Source organism: Paenibacillus konkukensis, assembly GCF_023523925.1.
Lineage (GTDB): Bacteria > Bacillota > Bacilli > Paenibacillales > NBRC-103111 > Paenibacillus_S > Paenibacillus_S doosanensis.
The window spans coordinates 2,222,489-2,247,780 of sequence record NZ_CP027059.1 but is presented as its reverse complement, the minus strand read 5'-3'; the positions used below and the strand labels follow the sequence as shown (position 1 = coordinate 2,247,780).

The 25,292-nt window shown below is 54.4% G+C and carries 20 protein-coding genes and 1 tRNA gene; 10 read left to right on the top strand and 11 right to left on the bottom strand.

Features of this window, described 5'->3' with window-relative positions; genetic code table 11:
* Positions 1-23: 23 nt before the first annotated feature.
* The gene (locus SK3146_RS35005) at positions 24-158 is read right to left on the bottom strand and encodes a hypothetical protein (protein ID WP_259617505.1); all 135 of its coding nucleotides are present in this window, start codon (positions 156-158) and stop codon (positions 24-26) included.
* Between the two features lie 156 nt (positions 159-314).
* Here SK3146_RS35005 and SK3146_RS09550 point away from each other — a divergent pair, with 156 nt between their 5' ends.
* Complete coding sequence (locus SK3146_RS09550; RefSeq protein WP_249864853.1) at positions 315-521, top strand: hypothetical protein; 207 nt, start codon at positions 315-317, stop codon at positions 519-521.
* A 21-nt stretch (positions 522-542) separates the two neighbouring features.
* Here SK3146_RS09550 and SK3146_RS09545 read toward each other — a convergent pair whose 3' ends face one another.
* Entirely contained in the window at positions 543-764 is a 222-nt protein-coding gene (locus tag SK3146_RS09545; protein ID WP_249864852.1) for a hypothetical protein, read from the bottom strand.
* Positions 765-1,159: 395 nt separating this feature from the next.
* On the opposite strand from SK3146_RS09545, the gene SK3146_RS09540 reads away from it, so the two are divergent.
* The 3 genes from SK3146_RS09540 to SK3146_RS09530 all read left to right on the top strand — a co-directional run bounded on the left by SK3146_RS09540 (position 1,160) and on the right by SK3146_RS09530 (position 3,876).
* A tRNA-Leu gene (locus SK3146_RS09540) sits at positions 1,160-1,247 on the top strand.
* 549 nt (positions 1,248-1,796) lie between these two features.
* Entirely contained in the window at positions 1,797-3,191 is a 1,395-nt protein-coding gene (locus tag SK3146_RS09535) for a catalase (protein ID WP_249864851.1), read from the top strand.
* A 199-nt stretch (positions 3,192-3,390) separates the two neighbouring features.
* Positions 3,391-3,876 (top strand): GNAT family N-acetyltransferase, encoded by a 486-nt coding sequence (locus SK3146_RS09530; RefSeq protein ID WP_249864850.1) that lies wholly within the window; start codon positions 3,391-3,393, stop codon positions 3,874-3,876.
* A gap of 82 nt (positions 3,877-3,958) precedes the next feature.
* On the opposite strand, the gene SK3146_RS09525 is transcribed toward SK3146_RS09530, so the two are convergent.
* From SK3146_RS09525 to SK3146_RS09515, 3 genes are read right to left on the bottom strand one after another with little or no spacing between them, the layout of a single operon-like run.
* Positions 3,959-5,380, bottom strand: coding sequence for a sensor histidine kinase (locus SK3146_RS09525; RefSeq protein ID WP_249864849.1), 1,422 nt, complete (start codon positions 5,378-5,380; stop codon positions 3,959-3,961).
* A complete protein-coding gene (locus SK3146_RS09520; protein ID WP_249866248.1) occupies positions 5,377-6,078 on the bottom strand; it encodes a response regulator transcription factor in 702 nt (233 codons plus the stop codon). Before SK3146_RS09520 ends, SK3146_RS09525 begins: the two co-directional genes overlap by 4 nt.
* Positions 6,071-7,351 (bottom strand): hypothetical protein, encoded by a 1,281-nt coding sequence (locus SK3146_RS09515; RefSeq protein ID WP_249864848.1) that lies wholly within the window; start codon positions 7,349-7,351, stop codon positions 6,071-6,073. Before SK3146_RS09515 ends, SK3146_RS09520 begins: the two co-directional genes overlap by 8 nt.
* Before the next feature lie 217 nt (positions 7,352-7,568).
* On the opposite strand from SK3146_RS09515, the gene SK3146_RS09510 reads away from it, so the two are divergent.
* The 3 genes from SK3146_RS09510 (at position 7,569) to SK3146_RS09500 (ending at position 11,645) form a co-directional block, all read left to right on the top strand.
* On the top strand, positions 7,569-9,266 hold the full coding sequence (locus SK3146_RS09510; protein WP_249864847.1) for a methyl-accepting chemotaxis protein: 1,698 nt from the start codon (positions 7,569-7,571) through the stop codon (positions 9,264-9,266).
* Positions 9,267-9,516: 250 nt separating this feature from the next.
* The gene (argS, locus tag SK3146_RS09505) at positions 9,517-11,235 is read left to right on the top strand and encodes an arginine--tRNA ligase (RefSeq protein WP_249866247.1); all 1,719 of its coding nucleotides are present in this window, start codon (positions 9,517-9,519) and stop codon (positions 11,233-11,235) included.
* Between the two features lie 212 nt (positions 11,236-11,447).
* A complete protein-coding gene (locus SK3146_RS09500) occupies positions 11,448-11,645 on the top strand; it encodes a YqzE family protein (RefSeq protein WP_249866246.1) in 198 nt (65 codons plus the stop codon).
* Positions 11,646-11,727: 82 nt separating this feature from the next.
* On the opposite strand, the gene SK3146_RS09495 is transcribed toward SK3146_RS09500, so the two are convergent.
* From SK3146_RS09495 to SK3146_RS09485, 3 genes are all read right to left on the bottom strand, one after another.
* Positions 11,728-12,636 carry a hypothetical protein gene (locus SK3146_RS09495; protein ID WP_249864846.1) on the bottom strand — a complete coding sequence of 303 codons (909 nt, stop codon included), beginning with the start codon at positions 12,634-12,636 and terminating at the stop codon, positions 11,728-11,730.
* Positions 12,637-12,796: 160 nt separating this feature from the next.
* The gene (locus SK3146_RS09490; RefSeq protein ID WP_249864845.1) at positions 12,797-13,849 is read right to left on the bottom strand and encodes a YqhG family protein; all 1,053 of its coding nucleotides are present in this window, start codon (positions 13,847-13,849) and stop codon (positions 12,797-12,799) included.
* Positions 13,846-15,651 (bottom strand): DEAD/DEAH box helicase, encoded by a 1,806-nt coding sequence (locus SK3146_RS09485; RefSeq protein ID WP_249864844.1) that lies wholly within the window; start codon positions 15,649-15,651, stop codon positions 13,846-13,848. Before SK3146_RS09485 ends, SK3146_RS09490 begins: the two co-directional genes overlap by 4 nt.
* Positions 15,652-15,912: 261 nt before the next feature.
* On the opposite strand from SK3146_RS09485, the gene SK3146_RS09480 reads away from it, so the two are divergent.
* Both SK3146_RS09480 and SK3146_RS09475 read left to right on the top strand, forming a co-directional pair.
* On the top strand, positions 15,913-17,043 hold the full coding sequence (locus SK3146_RS09480; RefSeq protein WP_249864843.1) for a hypothetical protein: 1,131 nt from the start codon (positions 15,913-15,915) through the stop codon (positions 17,041-17,043).
* 73 nt (positions 17,044-17,116) lie between these two features.
* On the top strand, positions 17,117-17,959 hold the full coding sequence (locus SK3146_RS09475; protein WP_249864842.1) for a lipoate--protein ligase family protein: 843 nt from the start codon (positions 17,117-17,119) through the stop codon (positions 17,957-17,959).
* A gap of 98 nt (positions 17,960-18,057) precedes the next feature.
* On the opposite strand, the gene dat is transcribed toward SK3146_RS09475, so the two are convergent.
* Positions 18,058-18,912: a D-amino-acid transaminase gene (gene dat, locus SK3146_RS09470; RefSeq protein ID WP_249864841.1), complete on the bottom strand. Its 855-nt coding sequence runs from the start codon at positions 18,910-18,912 to the stop codon at positions 18,058-18,060.
* Between the two features lie 455 nt (positions 18,913-19,367).
* Between dat and SK3146_RS09465 the strand changes: the two genes are divergently transcribed.
* On the top strand, positions 19,368-21,959 hold the full coding sequence (locus tag SK3146_RS09465; protein WP_249866245.1) for an adenosylcobalamin-dependent ribonucleoside-diphosphate reductase: 2,592 nt from the start codon (positions 19,368-19,370) through the stop codon (positions 21,957-21,959).
* A gap of 232 nt (positions 21,960-22,191) precedes the next feature.
* Here the strand turns inward: SK3146_RS09465 and SK3146_RS09460 are convergent, their stop codons facing one another.
* Positions 22,192-24,765, bottom strand: a complete 2,574-nt coding sequence (locus SK3146_RS09460) for an RICIN domain-containing protein (RefSeq protein WP_249864840.1) — start codon at positions 24,763-24,765, stop codon at positions 22,192-22,194.
* 245 nt (positions 24,766-25,010) lie between these two features.
* A complete protein-coding gene (locus SK3146_RS09455) occupies positions 25,011-25,190 on the bottom strand; it encodes a hypothetical protein (RefSeq protein WP_249864839.1) in 180 nt (59 codons plus the stop codon).
* Positions 25,191-25,292: the final 102 nt, after the last annotated feature.

Genomic DNA, 25,292 nt, shown 5'->3' with positions numbered 1-25,292 from the left:
TTTTTTTGTCATGGTTAAGCGTTTTAAGATTCGGAGTCGCAAGCCGCGCCCTTCTTCGGCTGCTTCGCGGGTTCCGCCAGTTTGTCTCCGAATTGGTCCAGGCGGGACGGCTGGCTTGCCGGTCCGGTATTATCGGGTTTATTGTTTCTCCCTGCCAAAGCGATCACCTCCCGATGAATAGGGTTCTCATCCGGCGCTTTTTTTAGCACAAGCTTCAGCGGTTCTTCCCGTGCCGATACTGCATAATTCGACGCCCGGCCTGAGACAATACGAAGATCATGCGATATATATCGACGAAAGGGGCAAAAAGTCGGATGGAAGCGGAGCGTATGGTTCGATTGGACGATTTTTACGCCGTGAAGGTGAAGAGGGCAGGAGATGACGGGTTCGGCGGAGAACTCATTAGACTAAGCGCGGATAAGGAGCAGGGCACTCATTTGTTCGATATCCCGGTGCAAGCCGATCCGCAGGCAGTCGAGGAATGGGCGGCGAGAGCCCTTAGGGCGTACAGGGAAGGCTGAACCCGCGTTGGGGTTCGTATGTCAAGGACGGAATGCGCCGATAACATACAGCAATCCGAGCGTGGCCAGCATTCCGATCAGAATGAACATAAGACCGCTCAGGAACAGCAGCGCTCCTGGGATGATGAAGCTGACGACCAGCACGATGCCGACGACCCATAACATCGCCTGAAACGTAAATTTGATCAGACCCCAAAGAAACAACGCGGCGATAATGCCCATAGCCAGCTGCAATAAAATCATTCCGATCCCCCCCATGTCCTATATATATGGATGAGGAACGGAAATGATGATAGGCGCAGCCGTATTTTCGGCATACCGGCTTCCTGAGCCGCATATATATAATATCCGGACCCTGCCGGGTATGCAGTTATGCAGGGAAAACTCGTTAGCGGGGAGGAGATAAGATGTCCACCGAAGGTTCCGCTTTGAAAGGAACGATGTACGGCATTTTGTTTACGCTTCCAATATGGGGGATTATCGCTTGGGTCATTTACGAATGTTTGGATTGACGCACCCCGCATGCCGAATAGCCGAGATCTTTTAAAAAATCTTAAAAAATAGTTTGACAGATACGGGCGAGTGATGATATTATCATTCTTGTCCCGTTCGAGAGTATCGAAAGAGACGATTTATATGCGGTCGTGGCGGAATTGGCAGACGCGCACGGTTCAGGTCCGTGTGGGCTAACCCCCCGTGGAGGTTCGAGTCCTCTCGACCGCACCAACCCTACAATGAACAAGCTCTTGAATTTGTCCTTGCGACAGTTCAAGAGCTTTTTTGCGTTCAGATAAAGAAAGCTTGGACGGTCCCAGAATCTCTGCTGGGCCATTGCCTTGACAAATCTGCCCGCAAACTCCGAATCCGAATCCGTTACGTTCCCCTCATCACGCAATCAATCCAGCGGCTCCTATACAGCATCGCCATTTTGAATGATACGGGAGACTCCTTCACATCGGGTACGGTAGTACCTAGTTGTTTGGAAACAATATCCATGAATGAACTGCTCTAATTGTTCACGCTTTTTATTGGACGCATTTATATTATCTTTCCATTTGCCTCGCCTCATCTAATATATTTAGGTTCTCAGCGGCTTTGTTTATGCCCGGCGAGATAAGCTAATATGCAGGACCAGGCATAAGATGGACGTGTCTTTATCCGAGTGTATAAGGAATGGCGCGGCGGGCGTATAAGGCGGCGAAAGCCATCCTCGGGATCATAATAACCTATAGCCAAGCATATATTGCTGAGAATGAAGGTATAGGAGGCAGAAAAATGGACGACAAGAACGCTCGCGATCACACCGACAATCAAAGTGAGCAGGGCGCCGCTCCTTCGCAATGGCAAGGCGGCTCGCAACCGTCGCGCTACTCGCAGACGGTAGGGGGGCGCGGCCCGATTTTGGAACAAGATACTATGCTGCACGAAAAAAACGAAACTTTTATCCATGGGACTATACGAGAGCGCCCTTTGCATGTGAAGGGCTTCGGAGCCTTCGGTTATTTCGAGACGGTTAACTCTATGGCGGCTTACACGAAGCTTTGTTTTCTGCAGCGTCCGGGTCAACGAGTACCCGTTGCCGTCCGATTCTCGCTGGCGGCCGGCAACAGGGGGACGCCGGACACTTCGCGCAATGTGCGCGGCTTCTCGACTAAATTTTATACCGAGCAAGGTATCTTCGACTTAATATGCAACCATCTTCCCGTGTTTACGGTGCGGGACCCGATGCGGTTTGTAGAGACGGTCAGCGCCTTCAACCCGTCGCCCGTCAACAACTTGATGGACCCCAATCGGTTCTGGAGCTTCTACGCGAAAAATCCGGAAGCGACGCATTTCGTGCTGCAGCTATACTCCGACCTGGGTACGGTCAAGAGCTTCCGTCACATTCCGGGTTACAGCGTGAGTACTTATGTTTGGAAGAATGAGCAGGATGTCCGTACATATGTGAAATACAACTGGATTCCGCTAGCCGGCGCGCAGTATATCGATAGCCAGGAGGCGGCGCGGCTCGCCTGCGAGAACGCGGATTATGCGGGCAAGGATCTCTATGACACGATTGCTCAAGCAAAGACGGTGGAATACGGGCTATATGTACAGCTCATGAATCCGCAGGACGAAGCTGCGCTGCCGTTCGATCCGCTGGACGATACGAAGGTGTGGGATGTGCGGCAGTACCCGCTGCAGCCGGTCGGCAAGATGGTGCTGAACCGCAATCCCGACAATTATAAAGAACAGGTGGAGAAGCTGGCCTTTTCCCCGTCCAATATGCTGGAGGGCGCCGAGTTTTCATTCGACAGGGTCCTTCAAGGCCGCGCCAATATTTATACGGATTCACAGCGTTATCGGTTGGGACCGGATTTCCGCAGCATCCCGATCAACCAGCAGGCGAACTGGAAGCCGTCAGACGAGGTAACAAGCGGCACCGGCAGCTATGTGGCAGGGCGGCTTGGGCGCACTGCACCTCCCAAAGGGGATGACTTTACGCAGCCGGGGCAATTTTATAGCTCGCTGCCGCCTGTGCTTCAAGAGCACTTAGTCCACAACATTGCCTCCGATCTTGGAGCTGCCGTGCCGGAGCTGCAGCAGATTGTGGTAGGTTATCTGGCTCAGGCGAGCCCGGAGCTGGGAGAGCGCGTTGCCCGGCAGATCGGGACCAAAGGGAAGGGATAGCGCCCGTTCATTCGCCAAGCCGCTTCCTCATCCTTGATTTTAATTCCGCTTGTGTTATAATTATTTCGTAAGTTTCACGTTCGTGTGGACCCGTGGAAGTCCGAGTTCTTGCGACCGCATTAACCTTAAATAATACAACCATCTGTTATTATTTGTCGATAACAGATGGTTTTTCATTTGGAAAGGCAGTGACCTGGTAATGATGATCCGAACGGCAGCGAAGGCGGACGTAAAGGCAATTCTCGACATTTATAATGAAGCCATCCTGCACACCGTAGCAACCTTTGACACCGTAGAGCGTACTTTGGAACAGCAAGAAGCCTGGTTTGACCAGCACGGATCGCGCTATCCGATCATAGTGGCCGAGCTGGGAGGGACGGTTGTCGGATGGGCCTCGCTCAATGCGTATTCCGACCGTCTGGCTTACGAACGCACCTCGGAGCTCTCGCTCTACATCCATCATGACTTCCGCGGCCAAGGGATTGGCAAGCAGCTGATCCAGCGGGTGCTGGAGGAAGGAAAGACAGCCGGGCTGCATACTGTCTTGTCGCGTATCGTCGAAGGCAACGACAGCAGCATCTACCTGCACAGGCTGTACGGCTTCGAATATATCGGGGTGATGAGGGAGGTCGGCTTCAAGTTCGACCGGATGCTCGATGTGATCCTGATGCAAAAAATGCTTTAACGCACTTATTGTTTTTTATTGACGGCGACAACAAGTAGCCGCCCCCTGCAGAGCTTGCGGAGGGCGGCTATTTTCGTTGCTGTTAAAGCGTTCCTGTGGCCTGGTTGCGAAAAGGTAGCCGAACGGAGACGGACGTTCCCCGCTGCTCTGAGCTCTCCAACGCGAGCGCGCCGCCGTGGAGCTCGACGATTTCCTTGCAGATGGCGAGTCCGAGGCCGGTGCCTTCGCCTTGAGGGTTCACTTGATAAAACTTCTCCGTCACTCTTGCGAGATGCTCCTCCGGTATGGCGACCCCTTCATCATGAATAAAAATGACGCAATCTCCATCCTCTTCCGCGACTCTGATCTCGATGACCGTTTCCGGATAGGCGAATTTGACGGCGTTATCGGCAATGTTGAGAAAGACCTGCTTCAGCCGGTTCTCATCTCCGGGGACCGCCCCGGCATTGGAGCCGGAGCATGCGAAGTCGAAGGTCACCTGCTTTTCCCGGGCTTTGGACGCAAGCTGCAGCACGACTTCGCTTAGCAGCTCGCGGATATCGAAGGTCTGGATGTCAAGGGCAAGCTGTTTTTGCTCCAGCCGGGAAAAATCGAGCAATTCCTCGACGAGCCCTACCAGCCGATCGGTTTCCTTGGATATGACCTTCAGACCTGTCTTGGTCTCTTCCGCGTCCTGCATATCCCCGATCAAGATCGTTTCGCTCCAGCCTTTAATGCTGGTTAACGGGGTTCTCAGCTCGTGGGAAATCGAAGAGATGAAATCGTTTTTCAGCTTATCGCTCTTGACGATTTCCTGCGCCATGAAGTTCAAGGTCCGAGCCAGCTCCCCGAGCTCGTACCGGTACGATTCGTCGACGCGGGTGTCAAGGCGCCCTTTGGCCATCAGCGCGGAAGCGGCGGTAATCCGGTTGATCGGCTTGACGATAGAATTGGCCAGCGCAAGGCTGATTAAGGAGACCGCCGACAAAATGATGAACCCGATCAGCACCGCGATTCCGGCCACGCTGCGAATGAAGCGGTCGACTTCTTCAAGCGACGTTACATAACGAAGCACGGCAATCGGCTGGCCGTTCCATTCCAGCGGCGTGGACACCGCCATGACCCGTTCGCGGGTGACGGCGTTGCTGCCGATCCAGCTTCCCGTCTCTCCATGCGCCGCTAGCTTCACGTCCTTAGTGGCGATTTGCTCGCGGACCGCAAAGCCGCTGGTGCTGGCCAGCACCGTACCCTGATTGTTAATGACCTGCAGCTCCGCGTTGTCATGGGCGAACGCTTCCGTAACCTCCGGCAGCTGGCTTTCGAAAGTCAGCACGTTCAAATTATTATGGAACTTGTTGTAGAACGAAGCGGACACCTGAGCGTGGTTGCTGAGACTGTTGAAGATGCTGTTGTAGTAAAACGTGCGGACGGAATAAATAAACACGCTTTCGACCAAAATCAGCGTCAGCAGCACGACTAGGACGTAGTGGGAGACGACCAGCCGTTTGATTCCTGTGCGCATCATTTATTCGGGTCCTTCCATTTATAGCCGTAGCCCCACACGGTTTCGATATAAAGCGGCCTGGACGGATCTTCCTCGATTTTTTGCCGGACCCGGCGTATGTTCACGTCGACCATCTTGGGATCGCCGACGTAATGCTCTCCCCATACTTCATCCAGCAGCTTGTCCCGGCTTAAAGGGATGCCCGGATGCTCCATGAACATTTGCAGCAGAGCGAGCTCGGTCGGCGTCACATCGATGGGGCTGCCGTGTTTTTTGAACTCGCGCAGCTCGGTATGAAGTTCGAACGGGCCGGATCGAGAGACGGGGTCATGCTGAAGGAAGGGAGCTTGGAGATGAACCCGGCGCAGCAGGGAGTGGACGCGGGCCATCAGTTCTCCGGGGCTGAACGGCTTGCTGATATAGTCGTCGGCGCCGAGGGAGAGACCGAAAATTTTGTCCTGCTCCTGCACTTTGGCCGTCAAGAAAATAATGCCGATCCGTTCGCTCTCTTCCCTGATTTGCCGGCATACCTCGAACCCGTCGGGTCCGGGAACCATCACGTCCAGTAGAGCCACTGCGATGTCGGGATGCTCGCGAAACCGCTGAAGCGCCTCATGCCCGTCGGACGCTTCTATAATATGGAATCCTTCTCTTTTCAAATTGACAACGATAAAGCTGCGGATGGATTCTTCATCCTCCAGAATCAGTACCTTATTCATTGACATGATCGGACAACTCCTGTCTTTCAAGATCCAGCACCGGATGGAAGCTGCCAAGCAGCGGCTTGCTGTTCTCCGTCAGGCGAAGCGCAGTAACCGTCTTGTCCGTCCGCCCGATCTCTTTCCACTCGGGATCGGAGGCGTCCCAGCTATCGGCCGGCATCGTCTTCCAATCCGCCAACGTTTCTCCCGTAACCGAGGAGACGAATGCGATCCGGGTTCCGTCCGCCGAACGCTGCACGCTAAACCGATCCCTCCACTCGCTCGGGATATCCAAATAGAAGCTGTTCTCATAATCGTAGTAGCGTTCGTACAGCGGCGTGTCGCCGAGCCCTTGCCGTCCGTCCCAGCGATAATATTGCGTAATCCAGGGAGTTACCGCATAAGCGGCATTTTCCGACCCTTGCGGGGCGACATCGATCGGAATTTCCATAATGCCGTCATGGTTGTAGTCGCCGCTCTTGGCCGAACGGGGGCTGAGCGGCAGCTTGTCGTCCGGAAACGCTTTGACAAGCTGCCCGTTATCGAAATAAACGAGCTGAGTCGTCGACGAATGCGCCCCGACCCCGGCGTCGAGCAGAAGACCGCGCTTGTTCTCTGCGACAAAACCGGCGGTGACGCTGGAATACCCGTTCACGTAAGGGTCCAGAGCAATCGAGCCGACAGGCTGAAAGCCGTGATCGTACTGCAGCGTCGACATCTTGGCCGATACGTTGCGCTCCAGCGTCAGAATCGAAATATCTTTCTTATTATCCTGGTTCAGATCGTCGACGACCAGCTCCGTATAAGGAGCCTGGTACAGGATCGTCAGCTTCCGATCGACCAAATGATAGACGACCAGACCTTTATTGATGCGGGCTCCGCCGGAATAACCGACCAAAATATCGTCGACTCCGTCGCCCGTTACGTCCTCGAAGAGCAGCGTATCGAGCTCGTAGCCTTCGCCTTCCATCTCGCTCAGCAGCTTCCAGCTGTCGCCGCTTTTTTGCCATAGCATGCCTTTGACCCGAACGTCTTTGTCCGGGGTCTGGTAGAAGACGATGGCTTCCGGAACCCCGTCCTTATCGAGATCCTTCAAATATATGGAGCCGGGATCGCTTGAGTTTTTGGGATGAATGAAGGAAGCTCCCGCCGGCATCGCTTGCTGAATCACCTGCTTCAAGTTCTCCTTATCGTCGGGCAGCTTCGGCATGCGCATGTAGGACTGGGGGTCCTTGGTGAAGGAGCAGCCGCTGCAGGCCAGAGCGATCAGTAAGAACAACACCAGCGGCATCCGGGATGTGATCGGCAAAATAGGATCGCCTGCTTTCTTGCTTATTTAACATGATTATATCAGCTTATGCGTTGACAAAGAGTAACAAACTATTTACATTTTGGTGGGAAGGTTATGGAAATCGCATGAGGTGTGACAAAAATCACAGTGAGCCGTATACGTTAGTTATACTATGAAATCACACCATATCTTGGCAAAAGGAAAAGAGGGGACATCTGTGAAATTAGGTATCGTAGGAAAGGTAACTTGGCTGGTCGTCATTGCGGTTGTAACCAGCGTATTGTCTCTTTTGGCCATCGGCTACTATGTCAATTACAAGCAGATCGACCAGGCCGCGGGAGATGAGCTGATCGGCTGCGCAAGCATTACCTCGGGCCTGCTGACAACCGCCGAAATCAAGGAATTGGCAAGCGGCCAAGCCTCGAAGGCGCTGCAGGATAAAGTGAATTGGATTGTCGATCACAAACCGATTTTTAAGAACGCTTCAATTATGAGCTTGAGCGGAGTGCTGCTTGTACCCGACAAAAACCTGCAGCAGGAAGGCTTCAAGGCGGGCGACAAATTTTATATAGACCGCGAAGCGATCGATATGATGGTGAATATGAAGCATCCGGCGGCTTCGTCCGTGTATACGTTTGGCGACGGGGACCGGAAAACCGGCTATGCGCCGATCTTCGCCGACCATGATTCGTCCAAGGAGATCGTGGCGATGATGGCGATTGATTTCGACGCTTCAATCTTGAAAAACCGGACATGGAATATGCTGCAGTTCACGCTGCAAACCGGCGGGATTTTCCCGATCGCAGCGGCGTTCGTCGCATTCCTGCTGATCAGCCGGATGATCAAGCCGATCGAAGCGATCAGCGAGAGAGTGAAGCGGATCGCCGAAGGGGATTTGACCGGAGAGCCGATCCAAACGAGAAGCAAGGATGAAATCGGCAGTCTCGTTCAATCCGTCAACCAGATGAACCAGCAGCTCAAGACGATGATCGTCACGATCGAGGAGACATCCCTCGAGGTCAACAAGACGACGCGCCAGCTCGCCGGCGATGCCGATCGCACTGTCACTTCAATTTACTCGATGAATACCGCGATGCAGGAAATTGCGACCGGAGCCGCCACGCAGGAGAAAGGCACGGAGGAAAGCGCTCGGGCGATGGAGGAGATCTCGGAAGGGATGGGCGAAATCGCCGATGCGTCGATGGCCATGGCGGAGATGATGTACGATACGCTGAAGGCCGCCGAGCTCGGAAGCGAAACGCTCGATAAAGTGCTGCTGCAGATGGATTCGATTCACCAGTCGGTGGAAGTGTCGTCCGAAGCGGTGCGGGGGCTATCGGCGCATTCGGAGGAAATCGGCGAGATCGTAAAAGTGATGGGCGATATTTCCGCCCGGACCAATCTGCTTGCGCTCAACGCTTCGATCGAAGCGTCGCGGGCAGGAGAAGAAGGCAAAGGCTTCGCCGTCGTAGCGGGAGAAATCCGCAAGCTCGCGGAGCAATCGAAGCAATCCTCGGAGCATATCGCCGAGTTGATCGAAGCGGTTCAGGGCAAGGTATCCCATATGGTCGAGGCCATGGAGCGTGAAATCCGGGAGATGCAGACCGGCAAGATGTACGTCAATCAACTGGCGGGAGGGTTCCACAGCATCGTGGAGAAAGCCCAGCATACCAACGAGCAGATTACGGAAATATCCGCCATTTCCGAGCAAATTTCGGCCGGCTCCGAGGAAGTGTCCGCATCGGTGCTGGAGACGGCGTCCATCGCCAAAAATTCGTCCAAGCAATCCGCCCAGGCGGCCGATTTATCCGTCGTTCAGCTGGATTCGATGAAACAGATTACGCAATCGGTGCATTCGATCGAGACGTTGTGCCGGGAGCTGGATTCGCTGGTGCGGAGGTTCCGGATTTCGTAAGCGAATGGCCGGACCGGGAACTTGACTCGTTTTTTACGGACCGATATAATAGCTACATATGTAAATGATGGCAGACTATGATTTTGGTATGACGAGCACCCCTTTTGGGGTGCTTTGTCGAGCGGTGCAGATCATTTCTGAACGGCATGGGATGCTGCATTCAACGGCAGGGTCATGCTCCGTGGAAAAGCTCCGGATAGGAGCTTTTCTCATTATGTAAGGCTTGAAGATTCGAAAGGGGTTAATCATGATGGATTACAAGAATATATTGGCGTCGCAGCTCGCTTCCCAGCTGGAAGGGGTGACTGCGGAGTCGATCGCGGAGCTGATCGAATATCCGCCGAATCCGCAGATGGGCGATCTGTCTATGCCTTGCTTCAAACTGAGCAAGCAGCTGCGCAAAGCGCCGCAGGCCATCGCGGAGGAGCTCAAAGCGAACTGGCAGGGGCATCCCGCCATCCAACGGGTGGAAGCGGTGTCCGGTTATTTGAACGTGTTTCTCGACCCGGCGGGCTTCGCCTCCGGCGTCATCGGCGAAGTATTGGAGAAGCGGGAACGTTACGGCTCGCAGAACATCGGCCAGGGACGCAACATCGCGCTCGATTTCTCCTCGCCTAACATTGCCAAAGCGTTTCATATCGGGCATTTGCGGACGACGATGATCGGGAATGCAATCTACAAAATTTACGAATTTCTCGGATATAATTGTATCGGCATCAACCATCTCGGAGACTGGGGAACCCAGTTCGGCAAGCTGATCGTCGCCTACAAGCTATGGGGCGACAAAGACGCAGTCGAAGCGGAAGGCATTGACGAGCTGCAGCGGCTGTACGTGAAGTTCCATGACGAAGCGGACGTTAAGCCGGAGCTGGAGGACGAGGCGCGCGCCTGGTTCGTCAAGCTGGAGCAAGGCGACGAGGAAGCGCTCGGGCTATGGAAATGGTTCGTCGAAATCAGCTTGAAGGAATTTCAAAAAATTTACGATCTGCTCGGCGTTCGCTTCGATTCGTATGCAGGCGAAAGCTTCTACAACGACAAGATGGCGGCCGTCGTCGACGAGCTGAAACAGAAGAACCTGCTGGAGGAAGACGGCGGAGCCTTGCTCGTGCGTCTGGACGATTACAATATGCCGCCGGCCTTGATGATCAAAAAGGATGGCGGCACTCTGTACCATACGCGGGATGTTACGGCGGCGATTTACCGCAAAAATACGTATGACTTCGACAAATGCGTCTATGTCACGGATGCGGGGCAAAGCCTGCACTTTCAGCAATGGTTCAAAGTGATCGAGCTGATGGGCTACGACTGGGCGGACAAGCTCGTTCACGTGCCGTTCGGCAAAGTGAGCCTCGAAGGGGCTAAGCTGTCAACGCGCAAAGGGAACGTGATTCGTCTTGAGGAGCTGCTTACGCAGGCGATCGAGAAGACGAAAGCGATTATCGAAGAGAAAAATCCGAATCTGGAAAATAAAGACGAGGTCGCCCGTCAAGTCGGCGTAGGCGCGATTATTTTCAACGATTTGAGCAATAACCGGATTAAGGACATTGTATTCTCCTGGGACGTGGCTCTCAACTTTGAGGGAGAGACGGGTCCTTACGTGCAGTATACGCATGCGCGCGCCTGCAGCGTGCTGCGTAAAGCGAACGGAGGAGACGGAATCGAATTCGCCCGGCAGGCCGCTCAATTGGATGCGTCGCTCTTGCCGGACGCGGCCTCGCAAGGCTTGCTGAAGCAGCTGTACCTGTTCTCGGAGCGGGTCGAGCAGGCGATGCACAAGCTGGAGCCGTCCGTAGTGAGTCGTTACTTGGTCGATTTGGCTCAAGCCTTCAACCGCTTCTATCATGAATGTCCGATTCTGGTGGACGATCAAGCGCTGCGCGAAGCGCGGCTCGCGCTGGTGAAGTGCGTGCAGATTACGCTGCGCAACGGACTCGGCCTGATCGGTCTGGAAGCCCCTGAGAAAATGTAAGGTATGCCCTTTTGTCACCCGGTATCCTCAGCGTTGAGGATACCGGGTGATTTGCATTTGGCGCGTCAAAACGGCTGACAACGATGTCCAGCTCGCGGACCGCTTCGCTTAACGGGGAAGGAGTCGGGCCTCGACGCCGCTTAACGGCGCGGTTTGGAGCGGGCTGAATCTGGCAACAATGGCTACTATGAGCCGTTTGGAGGTGAGCGCATATCGCCAAAGGGGATGAATTGGTAAAATATGTAACAGAGCGATTTGTGGAATATATGGAAACGCCGAAGGAAATCCGCAAACAGACGAGGGCAAGCCAAAGAGAGCATCGCGAGCATTGGCAGTACCGCTGGTTCGGCATGCTCCCGCTAGCTTTGCGCATGTGGATGGAAGGACTTCGCTGGCGCAAAAAAAAATGAAAAGCTTCTCTCCTCGGCGCGAGCAAAGGCTCGAGCCTGAAGGGACGGGAAGCTCTTCTATATAGGGAAGGAGGAGAAAAACCTAAGGGAATAGCCGGCCGGCCGCGGAAACGGCGGCATACGAAACGGCTCTGGGCCCGTCTTGGTCGAGAAGCAGAAACGCTTCCTCGTCGGACCAACGGTGGTAGCCCGTTACGGCTAACGGCAGCGTTACGGTGCGGCCGTACAGCTCGGCGACGAAGGTCAGCTTGCGCTGCTCCTTGATAGCGGCTGCAAGAAGCTCGAATCGGCTGAAGGAGACAGCTTGGCCCTTCACCCACGGCAGCCGGTCGTACGGATCGAAAGCGTCGGTCTGCAGACTGGCGGCGACCGTATGGTCCGGCCCGATCCGGGGCGGGGGCGCGGCTGCAAGGGAAGCGTCCTGAAGCTCCTGGACGGAGCTTAACGGGAGCGGCTGCCCGGTCTTGGCATCGATGTAATAGTTTTGTTCGCCGGCGGAAACCAGCCATACCGCATGAAACGGATCGGCGTACCAGCGTTCGGCTTTGTAGGACGTATCGATGAGTTCGAGCTGTACCAAAGATTGGTACAGAGTGTTTAAGCTGAAGAGAGGAGCGCTGCCGCTGCCGTATTCGGCAAGCTTGTACTTGTCCGGGTTGTCGGGATCGGCATAGATGACCATGTAGCCGACTTCGGCGCCGCCTGCTTTGAGCAGAACGATCCAGCCGTGCTGCCCCGGCCCCAGCGGATAGCTGGTCCACGAGGCTTGCTTCCATGCCTCGAAGCCTTGCTGGCCTGCGATTTGCTTCATCAATTGGTTGACCGCGTCCAGGAAGGTCGGCGTTGTGACTGTGCCATCCTGCATAACGGGCGCCAGAGCTTGTGCCGGAATGGGCGGGTTGTCCGGTACCGCGGCGGAGGAGAGCGGCTTTGCAACCAGCAGGCTTGTCCAGAGCAAAAGGCAGGAAAGCCTAAACAACGTTTTTTTCATCCATTCACCTGCTTGTCATGGTTTGTCGGGCACGGATGCTGTCACATGAAGCAGCTGCTATGCCCTTATTGTATAAAATATGCCTTGAAAAGTTTGTTAGAACCTGTAGCGGAGCAAAAAAAAGTTTGCTTCTATTTTTGCTGGAAATGAACGGAATTCGTCAATTCGTAGGCAGATTCCCCGCATGCAGATGAAACAGACCGCAATTGATGACGGATATTTGAATGCGCGGCCGGAACTGCCAGTCGATTTCAAGCTGACGGTTCGTATACTGGGCTTCGATCTCCGCTTTTTTCTCCGGTTCGGCCCCCTGAATTAAAGCTTCGTAATACGAACGAATCCGCTCCAGCTCGTCCTGAAGCCGCAGCTTGGCGTCCTCCGCCCAGCGGTGATCGTACGTCTTAAGCCGGTTCTCCAAATATTGCTCCAAATAAATGACGGCCCGCGGCAGCGTAAATTTATCCGGAATCATGTAGACATGAGCGGGCAAACGCGGGGACAGCCGCTTGGTCTGCAGCCATTCTTGGAAATGCTCGCGAATTTCCCCGGTGACCAGATGAACGCCCAGCGAATGAATTTCGCTGCGCTTCATATCGCAGGCGAGCTCGACCTTGTAGTTTACCTGCATCCAGGTTTCGTAGGCGATCGTAGGCGGCGGCGCCGATTTCTGCTGCTCGGGCTTGAACTGCTCGAACAGGTGGACGAAGCGCCCTTTGCTGCGCACCGCGTCGAAAATTTGACCGAGCCTGCGGCTTCCGAACGTCACTTCATCTTTAGGCACCCGGGATGTCATCTGCGTCGGCACAAAGCCGAAATAGCGTCCCAGGATGCTGTCCTGCTGCGGGGCGCCCGGCGCTTGGGGGCCGGGGCCGGCGGTTCCCGGCGACGGCGCTCCCTCGCCGGGGGGCGGAGAGAGCGCCGTCCCGCCCGCAGAAGCAGCGCCCGGCTGGGCTCCGGCTGCGCCCGCTTGAGCGCCGGCAGCGGACTGCGCGGCCTTATGCCCCTCCGGGTCGAAGATGAACGTGCACGTCATCGTCTCCGGGACGGCGCCGGTCCGTTCGACAAAGTTCCAGTAATACGGCCGGTACGTCAGCTCCTTGTCGGCGGAAGGAGACAGCTTGACCGTGACGTAGGAGGGATGCTTCTCCAGGATGTCGCATTGTTCCGCTTCGAGGTAGCGCATAACGAAGCTTTGAATTTGTTCAGTCTTCATGGGGATGCCTCCGCTTCGCCGGTAATAGGTAAGATCTGTCCGACGGCGCCGGGCATCATATGGGAGCGGGAGATGTCCCTGGCGGCGGAATCGCGTTCCACTTCCGTGCGGATTGTCGTGAACGAGCGGCCGAGATCGTCCATCTGGCGTTTGAGCTCCTCCTCGGAAGAGGAGAGAATCATCTGCGCAATGGATTTCTCCAGCGAGTGAGACTGCTCGAATCGTTCGAGAATCGTATCGAGCTCGCCGATGACCAGCTCGAACATATTGATTTTCTCATGCAGCAAAGACAGAATATATTCTTCGATCGTGCCGTTGGTGGACAGATTATAGATTTTGACATCGTCCTGCTGGCCGAGCCGGTGCACGCGTCCGATTCGCTGCTCCACGCGCATCGGGTTCCAAGGAAGGTCGAAGTTGATCATGTTGTGGCAAAACTGCAGATTGATTCCTTCGCCGCCGGCCTCCGTCGCCACCAGCACCTGGGCGCGGTTGCGGAACAGATCCATCATCCAGTCCTTTTTACCGCGGTTCATGCCTCCACGGTAGGGAACGGCGGTAATTTTATGCTCTTTCAAATAGTTCAGCAAATATTCCTGCGAAGCGCGGTACTCGGTGAATATGATCACTTTATCGTTAATTTCTTGGACAAGCTCCATCGCTTTTTCCGCTTTGGTGTTGGCTTTGATGCTGCGGATCAGCTCGACGAGCTGCCAAATGCGCTGGCGGACGGGAGAATCCTCCGCCGTTTTCTTGAACATGTTCACCAATGTAATGAACACGGCGTCGCGGCTGCTGCACACTTCGCGCTGCAGCGTAACCAGCGAAAGCGCGCTGCTGATATCGCCCTCGGACTCTTGGTAGCGGCCCTTGACGAAGTCGGTCACGCCGTCGTAGAGCGCTTGTTCCTCGGGGGAGAGCGTCAAAGGAATATTGCGGACGATCCGCTTGGTGAAATTGACGTTGCCGTCGCTGCGCCGGTTGCGGATCATGACCTTGGACAGTTCCTGCTGCAGCTGCTCCTCGTTTTTCGGAATGCGCTTGTCGACGACGAAGTTGGCTTGGAAGCTGCCTTGGCCGCCGAGCTGGCCGGGCTTGAGCAGAGTGATGAGATTGTACAGCTCGCTCAAATCGTTCTGGACGGGCGTTGCCGTCAGCAGCAGGCAATATTTTTTGCGCAGCTCGTTGATGAATTGGTAGTTAGTCGTCTTTTTGTTTTTGAGCTTGTGGGCTTCATCGACGATCAGCATGTCGTATTCCATCCCGAGCACGATGTCCCGGTGCGGATCGCGCTTGGCCGTATCCATGGAAGCGACGATAATATCGTACTGCGCCCACATGTATTCTTTTTTTTGCGCTACGGCCGGTATGCCGAATTTTTGGTTCAGCTCGCGCACCCACTGCAGCACGAGCGAAGCGGGCACGAGAATGAGCACCTTTTTGACCAGACCGCGGATGATGTATTCTTTTAAAATTAATCCGGCTTCAATCGTTTTCCCGAGACCGACCTCGTCGGCCAATATGGCCCGGCCTCTCATCTCCGTGAGCACTTTTTTGGCGGTATCGATCTGATGGGGCATCGGCGTCAGCTGCTGGATATGAACGAGAGATTGCAGCTGGTCGAAGCTGGAGATCAGACTGGCTTGCTCCGCCTCGTAAGCGAGCTGATACAGCGTCCAATCGTCCCAGGGACCGTTGCGCTGCGCTCTTTCATGCAACTGCTCGAACCATTCCCGGTCAAAATGCAGCTGTACATGCTCGTTAAAGGGTCTCACATGTTCAAGTTTATTGCCAGTTTGCATGGTATGCCCTCCTTTGGGCGCCTTCCTTCGGGAAAGGAAAGCGGGCATCTTGATGACAGCAGGGCTTGCATCGGGCCGTTGCACTAAGCTCTGCGGCTGAGCGTTAAGCCCCGGCAGCCGTGTCCGACCGCTAATGAATCGCTTGCTCCATTTGATGAAAACAATCCGGAAATTTCCGCAAGTTTCATTGATAGAGCAGGCAAAGCTATCATTTTTAGTATGGACGAAAAGAAGCCCTTTCATAACTTGGATGAATGCATTATGATGTTTAGTAGCAAGGGGGAGGAAGGATTCGACTTGAAGAAATGGGTATTGGGGCTGACAGCCGCGCTTTTGGTCGGCCTCGGCACGGTTTATTATGCGAGCCGGGATGCCAAGCCGCAGGCATTGCCTATCGACGAGGAAGTTACGAAGGCGATCGACGAGACGGGAGATTTGCTTGTCGCGGATCCGTATCAGGTATTCAGCGTGAACAGCCGGACGCAGCGAAGCAAGCAAATCCTGCAGACGTCCCAGCCGATCAGCGGGATCAGCTACACCGGGGATCATACGGTCGTCACCGTATATAATCCGGACGATCCGAAGGCATTCAAAGGATTGTACGTGAGAGAGAAACAGGGGGACCGCTTTCTGCAGCTTGCTACGCCCAAAATGGCGCCGAAGTACCATTACGTATTCGGCGATCTGATGTTCGTGTCGTCTGCGGATAAAACGCCGCAAAAAGGCGGGGATATGACCCGGGTCGGCATTTATCAGCTGAAGCAGCACAAATGGATCAAGGACTGGCTTGTGCCCGGAGGCGTGGAGGATGTGAAGGGAGCGGGCAAGGACGTCTACTTCGTGACCTCCAACAACGCCGAAACGAGCTCGAACGTCTACAAGGCCGATATCCAAAGCGGCGAATGGGGCAAGCTGATTCAAGAGCCCAGACGTTATCCGCTGGATCGGGTAAGCGTCGATTCCAACGGCGATATTTATATGATGATCTCCCAGCGCCATAAGAGCGAATGGTCCAATAAAATTTATAAATTCAATACCGCCGAGTCTCCATACGAGCTGATGAACAACTTCGTGTCGAACACTAAACCGTACTCCTTTACGATGTCGGCGATGCAGGGTAAAATGCTAATTGACCGCTTTGATGCGGCAGATGGCTCGGTCGAGCTGGAGAAGCCGCTGGCGCTGCTCGATTTGAAAAGCCGCAAACAGCTTCATCTGACATGGGACCACCGGCCTGTCGATATCGCGCCGATACCGGCGGACAACCGGTTCGCCGTTCTGGGCGAGGATGGAGCGATCGCCTTCGTCGGTCTGGATCCGTCGGAGAAACCGGAGGGCGAGTTTCAGCTGGACAATGTGACGGATGCGAGAGAAATATGTCCCAAGCGTTAGGAGTGCGGCGAATCAAGCAACCGGAAGCCAGGCAGGCTTCATGAACAGCAACAAGGAAAGGCAGGTAGACAGCATGACGGCAATATGGCGTTTTATTTCCAACAGGATGCATCATCCTTCTTATAATATGGCGGTCGACGAGGCGATTCTGATCGCGCACAGCGAGGGCAAAGTACCTCCTACGGTCCGTTTCTACGGGTGGGAGCCTCCGACCTTATCCATCGGGTATTTCCAAAAGGCCGAGGAAGTCGACTTCGAACGGCTGGCCGAAGAGGGACTCGGATTCGTTCGCAGACCGACCGGCGGGAGAGCGGTGCTGCACGATAATGAGCTGACGTACAGCATTATCGTGGCGGAGAGCTATCCCGGCATTCCGAGCGGGGTGACGGAAGCTTACCGCGTGCTGAGCGAAGGGCTGCTGCTCGGCTTTCGCAAGCTGGGGCTGGACGCACAGATGGTACAGCTTGCCAGCGAGGAGGACAAGAGCAAATACGCCTCCATGGGCTCGTCGGCATGCTTCGATTCTCCTTCGTGGTACGAGCTGGTCGTCGAAGGGCGCAAAATCGCCGGAAGCGCGCAAACAAGGCAAAAGCAGGTCGTATTGCAGCACGGATCGATTCTGCTCGATATGGATGCGGACCAATTGTTTCGCGTCTTGAAGTTCAAGAACGAACGCATTCAAGAGAGATTGAAACAGCAATTTTCGCAAAAGGCGGTCGCGATTAACGACATTTGCCGGGGGCTTGGCCGGGCTCCGGTCGAACTGCCGGAGGTCGAAAAAGCGTTTCGGGCTGGGATGGCCGAAGGGCTCGGCGTTCAATTGGAGGAAGGCGCGCTGACGGATTACGAGCTGACGCTCGTTGAACAGCTGGTTAAGGATAAATACGCGAACGAAGCATGGAACCTCCGGAGATGACTCCGGAGGTTTTTTGGGGCTGATCATTTTATTATCCGAGAGGGGCCATTCTCGTTGAGTACGTTATCCTCCTCCGATGGTGAGAGGAAGGCAGAGCGTTACGCTTGCGGGCCGCCGTCGTTGCCGCTGCCGATCAGATGCTCGAAGGCGCTCTGCAGCTTGCGGGTTACGGGGCCGGGAGCTCCGCTGCCGACGGGCTTGCGGTCGATCGAAACGATAGGGGTAATCTCCATCGTCGTGCTGCTCAGGAACACTTCGTCCGCATTGTTCAAATCGTCCAGCGTGAACGCTTCTTCCTTCGCGGGAATATGCAGCTCTGCGGCCAAGCGGAGCACGACGGCGCGGGTGATGCCGTGCAGAATCAGGTGGTTGGCCGGGTGGGTACGCAGCTCGCCGTCCTTCACGATCATAATGTTCGATGAGCTGCATTCGGTCACCGTGCCGCTGCGGTGGAAGATGACGTCTTGAGCTCCCTGATCGAGTGCGGCTTGCTTGGCCATGACGTTAGGCAGCAGATTGAGCGTCTTCAAATCGCAGCGAAGCCAGCGGATATCGTCGGCCGTAACCGCTGCGATGCCGTGCTCCAGAGCTTGCAGCGGTCTTGCGAGCTCGCTGCAATACGCCGTAAGTATCGGCTCCGCCTGTTTGGGGAAAGCATGGGTCCGTTCCGCCGCGCCCCGGGTAATTTGCATATAGACGATGCCTTCGCTCAGCTTGTTCAGCTCGATTAACTGCCGCAGCAGGCCGTCCAGCCGGTCTATGGAATAGGGGAGGCTTATCCGGACGTCGCGCGCGCTTCGTTCGAGCCGCTCGTAATGGCCTGCTGGCTCGAACAGCATGCCGTTATAGACGCGAAACACCTCGTAAATGCCGTCGCCGAAGTAGTAACCGCGGTCATCGGAGGAAATACGAAGTTCATCCTTCGGGAGAAATTCATGTTGGTACAAATACATAGGAAAGCCTCCTGATTGTAATTATGTATACGAACGTTTGTTTGTATATCGTGCCGGTTTGTGATATAATATATTGACCGGCAGCAGTGCGAACTGATCATAGGCACCTGCTTCTACTGATAGCGTATCAATGACGGAAGCGGATGTCAAAGGCCGATGAAGAAGATGCTTTCGGTACCGGTAGACGAAGGAATGCCAATAGGTCTCTAGTAGGTAATTTGGCATTTTTGGCGGCGGGATGGTACTGATTTTTGTCGAAAAAAATGAAGCCGACGGCGGCGAAAAAGAGCGATTTCAAGAGGAAATAAGAGCATTCGGCCCTACGTCTTGTACCAGTTTCCAAATTCCGCTACTCACCCATTAGAAGCACAATATATTGTGATGTATAATGGATTTCGCATACCAGATGTTGTGATGATTTGCAGCATTCTAATTTTCGGGAGGTTATTGTATTGATGACGGAGAACGGGAGCGGCAATAGACTCGAAGGATTAAGCGAAAAGATATTTCTTGACCGCTATGCGATGAAAGATGCGGACACTCAAAATACAAAAGTCGGGGATACGGTGCTCGTGCTGACGAAGGACGATCCGAAATTTCCCGCCAAAGAAGTCGGAGAAGTCATATCCAGGGACGGCAATCAAGTTCAAGTGAAGGTGAGAAGCGGCGATGTCGTAACGTCGTCCGTAGAAAAGCTGACGTTAACGGTCGAGAAGACGCCGGCGCAGATGTGGGAGCGTTTGGCGGGGGCGATGGCTTCCGTGGAGCCGACCGAAGAGAAGCGGCAGGAGTGGAAGGAAAAATTCGAATACATTCTTGACGACTGGAAGCTCGTTCCGGGCGGACGGATCGCGGCGGGCGCGGATGCAAGCGACGAGCTGACGCTGTTTAACTGCTATGTCATTCCATCTCCGCACGACAGCCGCGGCGGCATCATGAGCACATTATCGGAAATGACCGAAATTATGGCGCGCGGCGGGGGAGTCGGCATTAACCTGTCGTCTTTGAGACCGCGCCGCGCCGTCGTGAAGGGCGTGAACGGATCTTCCAGCGGAGCCGTATCATGGGGCGGGCTGTTCAGCTACACGACGGGCTTGATCGAGCAGGGGGGCAGCCGCCGCGGCGCCCTGATGCTGATGATGAACGATTGGCATCCCGATGTGGTCGACTTCATTACGGTTAAGCAGACGATGGGGCAAATCACGAACGCCAACTTGTCGGTCTGCGTAAGCAACGGCTTTATGAAAGCCGTCAAGGAAGACTTGGATTGGGAGCTTGTCTATCCGGATACGACAGACGCCGAATACGACGATCTGTGGGACGGCGATCTGGATAAATGGAAGAAGCTCGGCAAGAAAGTGAATGTGCACCGCACCGTAAGAGCGCGTGACGTGTGGCATACGATCATCGAATCCGCCTGGAAATCCGCGGAGCCCGGCGTCGTATTCATGGAATATTATAACCAGATGTCCAACAGCTGGTATTTCAACCCGATTATTTGTACGAATCCGTGCGGAGAGCAGGGCTTGCCCGCCTGGGGCGTGTGCAACTTGTCCGCCATTAATTTGTCGAAGTTTTACGATGCCGACAAGCAGGATGTGGCATGGGATGAGCTTGGCAAGGTCGTCCGTTATTCCACGCGCTTCCTGGACAACGTCATCGACAAGACGCCTTATCATTTTGAGGAGAATCGCGTCAATCAGCAGAGCGAGCGCCGCGTAGGGCTTGGCACGATGGGTCTGGCGGAGCTGATGATCAAGCTGGAGATCCGTTACGGCAGTCCTGAATCGCTCGTATTCCTTGATCAATTATACGGCTTTATGGCCAAGGAAGCTTATTTGGCGTCTGCCGACATTGCCGCGGAGAAAGGCAGCTTCAAGCAGTTCGACGCCGAACCGTTTCTGCAAAGCGGCTTCATGAAAAATATGACGGCCGTCTATCCGGAAGTAGGAGCCGCTGTACAGAAGAAGGGGATGCGCAACGTCACGGTCATTACCCAGGCGCCGACGGGAAGCACGGGGACGATGGTCGGTACTTCTACCGGAATCGAGCCTTACTTCGCCTTCGAATATTACCGTCAAAGCCGGCTCGGCTTCGACAAGCAGTACGTGCCGATCGCGCAGCAGTGGAAGGATGCCCATCCGAACGAGGAGCTTCCGGACTATTTCGTAACCGCTATGGATTTGTCCGCGGAAGATCATATCCGCGCGCAGGCGGTCATTCAGAAATGGGTGGACAGCTCCATCTCGAAGACGGCCAACTGTCCGGCGGATTTCACCGTAGAAGAAACGAAGCGGCTGTACGAGCTGGCCTTCGATCTCGGCTGTAAGGGAGTAACGATCTATCGCGACGGAAGCCGCGACGTGCAGGTGCTGTCGACGGATAAGAAGGAAGAGAAGCCTGCCGCGGCAGCGGAAACGATCAAGGCCGAGGCCAAGCCGGAGGAAACCGCCGTCGTGAGCAAAGCGGCGTCCGTTACCGTAGCGGCGGCTTCCGAGAGCAAGTCGTTTTCCGTGCTGGATAAGGAATATAAACGCCGTCCGCAAATTTTGCGCGGCGCCACATATAAATTCAATACGCCGTTCGGTATGGCGTACATTACGATCAACGACATGAACGGGACGCCTAGCGAAATTTTCCTGAACGTAGGCAAAGCCGGTTCCGACGTGTTCGCCATGTCGGAAGCGCTCGGCCGGGTCATCTCCCTGTTCCTGCGTTACGGCGATCACGGCAACAAAGTGCAGCTGCTGACGAAGCATCTGAAAGGCATCGGAGGCTCCGGCGCCATCGGCTTCGGCGCAAACCGCGTGGAATCGATCGCCGACGCCGTAGCGAAGGCGCTCGAAATGCACGGCGACTTCTCCGACGAGGCGGAGACTTACGTCACCGCAACCCAAGAGGTCGTCATGGAGACGACCGCGCAATACGCAGTGACCCGCAACTCGGCGACCTCGCTCGACCTGTGCCCGTCTTGCGGCAGCGCCTCGCTGATTAATACGGAAGGCTGCAAAAGCTGCAGCAACTGCGGTTATAGCAGGTGTAGTTAAGGAGAAGAGAGGGGGAGCCCAGGAGGAGCCCCTCTCTTTTTTTATAAAAAGATGATAATCACTGGACACGGTATGGCTTTTCGTACAGCCCGATTTGTCCCAACCGTGATAGTGGCGGAGCCCGTCTTCGAAGTAATAGTCAAGGCCAAGCAAAACAAGCACGAGCCGCGATCAGCCGGGTATTGATGCAATTCGCCGCTGATCGCGAGCGTTCATGGTTGATTCATTCAAGCTATTTTCGGATCGGAATCCATTTCTGTTCATTTGCACCTGTCGGTTCGACCCATTCGTATCTGACGCCAACCGCGCTGCTTCCGCCCACAGGCTGCAGCACTTTTCGGTTGGCGGCATAGATGAGCATGTAAGTACCGTCGCTCTGCTTCTCCAATATCCATTGCTGATTTATATCGTGATAAGCGAAAGTTTGCTGGATAGAAAGCGATGACGAGTTAGGCGCCAGCAGCAGCTGGCTGTTTTTGTTGATGATTCTTGTTCCGGACCTATACCATTTAAATTGCCAAAGCTGCTCCGGATTGCCCGTATACGCTGCTTGCGTGACAGCCGCAGCATTCGCTGTGCTTGAGTTCGGTACGGAGATGACTTTCCCTGTGGCCAAATTTTGCAGAATATAGTCCGATTCCTCGTCGATCGTCGGTGCAACAGGAATTCGGGTATCTTTAGAAATATACCATTTCTGATCATCGGCTCCGGTATAGGGGCCGCTTACGGCTAGAGCACCTTCCAGCAAACTCCCCTCTTTAGGCTGCAGCACTTGAGAGGATAAGTTATTCCGGATTACATAGGAGCCGTCCGCTTGTTTCTCCAACGTCCACAGTTGTCTGGGAGGGTCGTACCAGAAGGGCGCTTGAGTAATGAGCGACCCGGCTGCGCCGTGAATGACTTGTCCGCTGTTCGCGTTCGTGATTCGGAAGCCGGAACAATCGGCGTAGCATCGGAAGCTCCATTTTTGGCTGGCTAATCCTTCATCCTTTTGGAGATTGGCGATTCCGCCTTCCGTCTTCCGTGAATTGCCGATTTGCAGCGCTTTTCCCGACGCTTTGTTAACGATTTGATACAGATGCTGCGCATGATCGATAATTTCGGTACGTGTGCCTGCATAGGCTAACGTCCACTGCTGCCTTGCCGTCGATGCATCAGGGTCCAGCCGCACATGGTTGTCAAGCGGGTCGTTGGAGATGGACAGTGCCGAGGTGGTTCCCGCCGCTTGAAGTTCGAACGTGTCCCCGCCAACCGGCAGCAGCTTCCACTGAGTAATGGTCCCGTTCGTTCCATCGGGTATTGACAGCAAGCTTCCGTCCGCGTAGGAGCGGACCTCGTATACGTTGGCTCCAACCGATTGGAACACCCAGCGCTGTTGGGCGGACAACCGGTTCTGCTCATGAATGTAACCGTAAGCGGAGCCGGTGACCGTTAATAATGTTTCCGAGCTCCTATTCGTGAGCGTATACGGGATATGCTCCGTTATCGTCACATCTGTGCCTGACGTTACAATCGTTACGGAATTTGCGGGCAGCAAAATTCCCGTTGTCGGCCATTGGCTCCCATCGATCCCGGGCATATGGGAAGAGCCGTATTCATCAATCCGATACAAATCCCAACTGGACGCCGCGGCTTGATTCGTCAGCTGCGAGCCGGATTGCTGCAAGCGCACAAGTTGTTCGTTATTCGTCCTGTTTACGAGTAAAACTGAATTCCGGTTATCCCCTTTGACTGCAAATCCGTCTACTTTGGACTTATCGGGGAATACGGAGGCTGCTGCTTGTCCGTGAAAAAAACGATTGAACCAATGATTCAGATCCGCCGTATCGTACAGTTCTCTGCGGTCGTTCATCAGGCCCATGTAGGAGCTTTCGGCATGCCAGAAATTGACTCCTGACCCGGCTCCGCCGATGACACCCGCGACGAGCAGCGCGCTGTAGACGGATTCCTTGCTTGTATGCAGGCGGGGATCGGTATCCCAAGTCATATTGTATTCGTCAATCAATATGGGCAGATCGGCTTGCGAGTTGTTCGCGAGCAGGGCGGAGCGCAGCGAGTTGACAAGTACGCCTTGCTTCTGGGCATGATCATATGCCTGATTGTCCGTACCCGGCCGTGATTGTCCGCTGCTGTACGCGTGCATCGTAACGAAGTCGATTTGGGGCCAAGCCGCTTGGACCACATTGCTAATATAGGAGACGTTCACATCGCTTGCGGCCGGTCCGCCGACTTGAATCGACGGGTCGATCGCTTTCATAGCCGTATAGCTTTTGCGGATCAGATTGGCCATTGCCGAAGCATTCAATCCCGGATTCACGAAGCCGCTTTCTCTTTCATTCGGAATTTCCCAATAGGCAATGCCCAGCCCGTGCTCCACATTAACGATACGCACCAATTCGGCGGCGAAAGCGGCGAACGTATCCGCATCCAAATAGTCCGTTTGGCCGTTCGGTCCATATGGAATGTTGATCATGACCGGATAATGTTCCGCTGCCAAGGGTGTCAGAGCGGCGACGATTTTGGATTCGCTCCAGGTGAGGTCCGCATTGATCCAGCCGCTTGTACTAATCATGCTTGTACTATGAATGCGCACAAGCCCTTTGTTACCGTTCAAATAACGAAGATGCGACATAAAGTTGGCATCCGTCGTATACGAATCTTGTAATAGTCCATTGGAATTTAATCCGTATGCGTAAGCGGGGATCGTTTTCCCCGTTGTACCCCAGTCGACGCTTACTTCAATCGGGTCATGCGTGTCAATAACGTCTGCATGGGCCACCTGGCTCAGCAAGGGCCATATCAACATATTGCATATTAAAAAGCATAAGATCATGAATTTTGCAGCTCTGAATAGTGCACGTCTGCTTCCCACTTATTCAAGCCTCCATTCTAATTAGAATTCGTGTCAACTCTGCAGCCGTAATGGCTTGTCGGGTGCTTCCGGCGCGTTTCGTTTTTCGCTAGCGTTTCATGAATAATCACCTCTTGTCATGAACGGTTAAATTGTAAACGTTTTCATAAAAGCGGTAATCCGTCAAGCTGTTCCCAGCCTCACCTCCATAAGCTGCCGGCAAGCCAAATCAGCACGACGTTTGAGCTGAGCGGAAATTTGACCGGCACGTCTTTGCAGCCGCCCAACAGATCGCTCCGAGCGCAATAACGACCAGGGCACACGTCGACGGCTGCCAAACCAGCGCCTTTCGTAATGCCGATAACGGACCACACCCTCATCTTACACACACAAAGTTGAAATAGAAATACACAGATTTTATATAGTTTCTGTACTTTTTTTAATGTTCTCGATTCCCGCCTCGGCTTTGGTCATGATAAATT